We start from the raw sequence: 3,651 nt of genomic DNA, 5'->3' as shown, positions 1-3,651 counted from the left end.
GCAACCCGCCGCTCCACCAACTCCCCCACCGACACCGGCAACACCGGCACCCCGGTCTCATTCACCCCCCGCACCACCAACGCCTCGTGCTCCTCCGGGTCGAGGACAGGCACGGTGTTGATGAGGGCGTGAGGGTGGGTGGCGAGGTGGTCGAGGATGCGGCTGTAACGGGCGGCGATGCGGTCGGCGGTGGCGGGGTCGATGAGGTCCGATCGGTACTGGAGGGTGAGACGCAGGTGCGGGTCTCCGGTGGCGGTGAGCATGAGGGGGTAGTGGGAGCCGGCGTACGGACGGACGCCGGTGATGGTGATGCCTTCGCTCGTGGTTGCGGTGTCGGTGAGGGTGGTGCGGTCGATGGGGTAGGACTCGAAGGCGATGAGGGTGTCGAAGAGGGGGGTGCTCATTCCGGTGTTCTGTTGGATGGCGGTGAGGGGGTAGTGGTGGTGGTCGAGGAGGGCGGCTTGTCGGCTCTGGAGGGTGGTGAGGAGGTCGGCGGGGGTCTGTGCGGGGGTGCAGTCGACGCGGACGGGGAGGGTGTTGATGAACATGCCCACCATCTCGTCGACCCCGGGGAGGTCGGCGGGGCGTCCGGAGACGGTGGCGCCGAAGACGACGTCGCGCTGTCCCGTCAGGGCGGACAACAGGACCGCCCAGGCGCCTTGCACGAGGGTGTTGAGGGTGATGCCGAGTTCGGCCGCGCAGCGGGCCACGGCTCGGGCATCGGGAACCGGAACCTCGATGTTGCCGACCTCGGAAGCGGTCTTTGGCGCCTGGGCAGGTGACACCAGCAGCGTCGGCGCCTCGATGCCGGCCAGTTCTTGGGTCCAGGCGTGGGCGGCGGCTTTGTGGTCGCGGTGGGTGAGATAGGTGAGGTGGTCGCGGTAGGCGGGTGGGCGGGGTAGCGGGGTGGTGTCGCCGTTGGTGGTGTAGAGGCGGAGCAGGTCGTTGAGGAGGAGGGGGAGGGACCAGCCGTCGAGGAGGACGTGGTGGGCGGTGAGGACGAGTTCGCTGCGGTCGTCCGTCAGGCGGACCAGTGCCAGGCGGAGCAGGGGTGGCCTGTCCGGGTGGAAGTGGGCGGTGCGGTCCTCGGCGAGGAAGTTCTCCAGGGCCGTGTCGCGTTCCTGGTCGGGCAGGTGTCGTAGGTCGTGGAGTTGCCAGGGCAGTTCGACTGTGGCGGGGATGAGTTGGGTGAGGTTCCCGGTGGTGTCGGGGGCGAAGGCGGCGCGCAGGTTGGGGTGGCGGTCCAGGAGGGCCTGGCCGGCGGCGTGCATGCGTTGTGGGTCCACTGGTCCGGCCAGGTGGAAGGCCATTTGCATGTGGTAGGCGTCGTAGGCGCCGTCGGCGAGCAGGGCGTGGAAGAGGAGACCGGACTGCAGCGGGGTGAGCGGCCAGGCGTCGGTCAGGCCGGGGTAGGTGTGTTCCCAGGTGTCGATGTCGGTCTGGGTGGTGGTGAGGAGGGGGAGGTCGGTGGGGGTCAGGCCGCCGGCGCCGGGGGTGGTGGCGTGGCGGGTGAGGGCCTTCAGGGCGGACTGCCAGTGTTGGGCGAGTTCGTCTACGTCCGTCTGGTCCCAGATGCCGGTGGGGTAGGAGAGCAGGGCGGTCAGTTGGGGGCCGTGGTCGGTGTCGGTGACCAGGGCGTTGATCTCCAGCGCGGACATCGCGGGCATGTCCGGGTCGGGTGTGGGGATGAGTTCGCCGGCGCCGAGGACGGGGGTGAAGCCTTCACCGCGCAGGTGCTGGGGCATGTCGGCGGTGGAGAGGTGGCCGAGGTAGTTGAACCCGATCTGCGGATCCGACAGTCCGGCCAGCTCTTCGGCGGTCTCGGGGTTGAGGTGGCGTAGCAGGCCGTAGCCGATGCCCTTGTGCGGGATGGCGCGCAGTTGTTCCTTGACCTGTTTGACGGCTAGGCCCGCGGCGGCTTTGCCGGTGAATGCTTCGTCGAGGTCGCAGCCGGTCACGTCCAGACGGACGGGGAACATGCTGGTGAACCAGCCCATCGTGCGGGACAGGTCCGCACCCGGCACCAGGTCCTGCTCTCTGCCGTGTCCCTCCAGCCGCACCAGCACCGAGGACTCAGCCATGCCGCGTTCGGCGCGCCATCGGGCCACGGCCAGGGCGAGTGCGGTCAGCAGGCCGTCGTCGACCCCGGCGTGGAAGGCGGCCGGCAGCACGGTCAGCAGGGCCCGGGTCACCTCCACCGGGACCGTGATGCGTACCGATTCCACCGTGGCCATGACATCCACTGCCGGGTCCGGGCGACGCCGGCCCAGGACCGGGTCGGGGCCGTCGAGGATCTCCCGCCACACCGGTAGCTGTTCCGCCTGGCTGGTGGCCTGGTCTGTGAGCGCGTGGGTCCAGCGGCGCATGGAGGTGCCCACCGGATCCAGGACGACCGGCCGGCCGGCGCGGGTCTGTTGCCAGGCCGCGGCCAGGTCCGGGACCAGGATCCGCCAGGACACCCCGTCCACCACCAAATGGTGCAGCACCACCAACAACCGCCCCGCAAGGGTGTCATCGGTGGGGGCGAACCACACGAACTGCGCCATCACCCCGCCCCGCGGATCCAGCCGGCCCGCCGCCGCATCCAGCTCCATACCCGCCCGCTCCTGCCAGGCCGCATCCCACGAGCCGTCACATTCGACCCGGTGAATCAGACCGGTGAGCGGGACCATTCCCGCGGGCTGCACGTCCAGGGAGCCCTCCTGCGGCACCAGCCTGGAACGCAGGACATCGTGATGGTCGATCACCGCGGCCAGCGTCGCGGTCAGACCCGACTCATCGATACCCTCCGGCAGCTGCAGCAGCGCGGCCATCGCGAACCGGTCGTACGCATCGCCCTGTTCCAGCAGGAACCGCCCCGCCGGAGGCAACGGCATCCACCCGACACCGCCACCCTCCAGCTCCTCCAGCCGGACCACGTCACCGGCCGTCGAGGCCACCCGGGCCAGTTCGGCCACCGTCCGGGCCTCGAAGATCTGCCGCGGAGTGACCTCGATCCCCTGCCGGCGCGCCCGCGCCACCACCTGGATCGACCGGATCGAATCCCCGCCCACAGCGAAGAAGTCGTCATCGACACCGACCCGGTCCAGACCCAGCACCTCCGCCACGACCAAGGCCAGCGCTTCCTCCGTCGCCGTGGACGGGGCACGGTAAGCACTCTCGGTGAACTCCGGCTCGGGCAGGGCGGCCCGCTCCAGCTTGCCGTTGGCCATCAACGGCAGCCGCTCCAGCATCACGAACGCCGACGGCACCATGAACTCCGGCAACCGCCCCGACACGAACGCCCGCAGCTCCGCCACCGACACACCCGCACGGACGTCGACGTCGAGGCCACCGTCCTCACCGAGCCCAACCGCGCCGTCCACCGGCACCACATACGCCACCAGCCGAGTTCCCCCGCCGCGACCCGCCCGGGCGACCACTACCGCCTGCTCGATGGCCGAATGCGCCGCCAGCACCGCCTCGACCTCCGCGGGCTCGATCCGCTGACCGCGCACCTTGACCTGCGCATCCGCGCGGCCCGCGTACTCCAGCACGCCATCGGCCGTCCACCGGGCCAGATCCCCGGTGCGGTACATCCGCTGCCCCGCAGGACCGAACGGATCCGCCACGAACCGTTCCGCCGTCAGCCCGGACCGGCCGTGATAGCCA

At 70.4% G+C, this 3,651-nt stretch carries 1 protein-coding gene; it reads right to left on the bottom strand.

Going from position 1 to position 3,651, the window contains the following annotated elements:
- Positions 1-3,611 (bottom strand): condensation domain-containing protein (locus ACIRVH_RS46370; RefSeq protein ID WP_403967146.1); only part of this gene is annotated, 3,611 nt, incomplete at its 3' end.
- Positions 3,612-3,651: the final 40 nt, after the last annotated feature.

The sequence above is a fragment of the Streptomyces sp. NPDC101165 genome (assembly GCF_044768135.1).
In the GTDB taxonomy this organism is placed as follows: Bacteria; Actinomycetota; Actinomycetes; order Streptomycetales; family Streptomycetaceae; genus Streptomyces.
The sequence above is the reverse complement of the archived record's forward strand: the minus strand, read 5'-3'. Positions and strand labels throughout refer to the sequence as shown.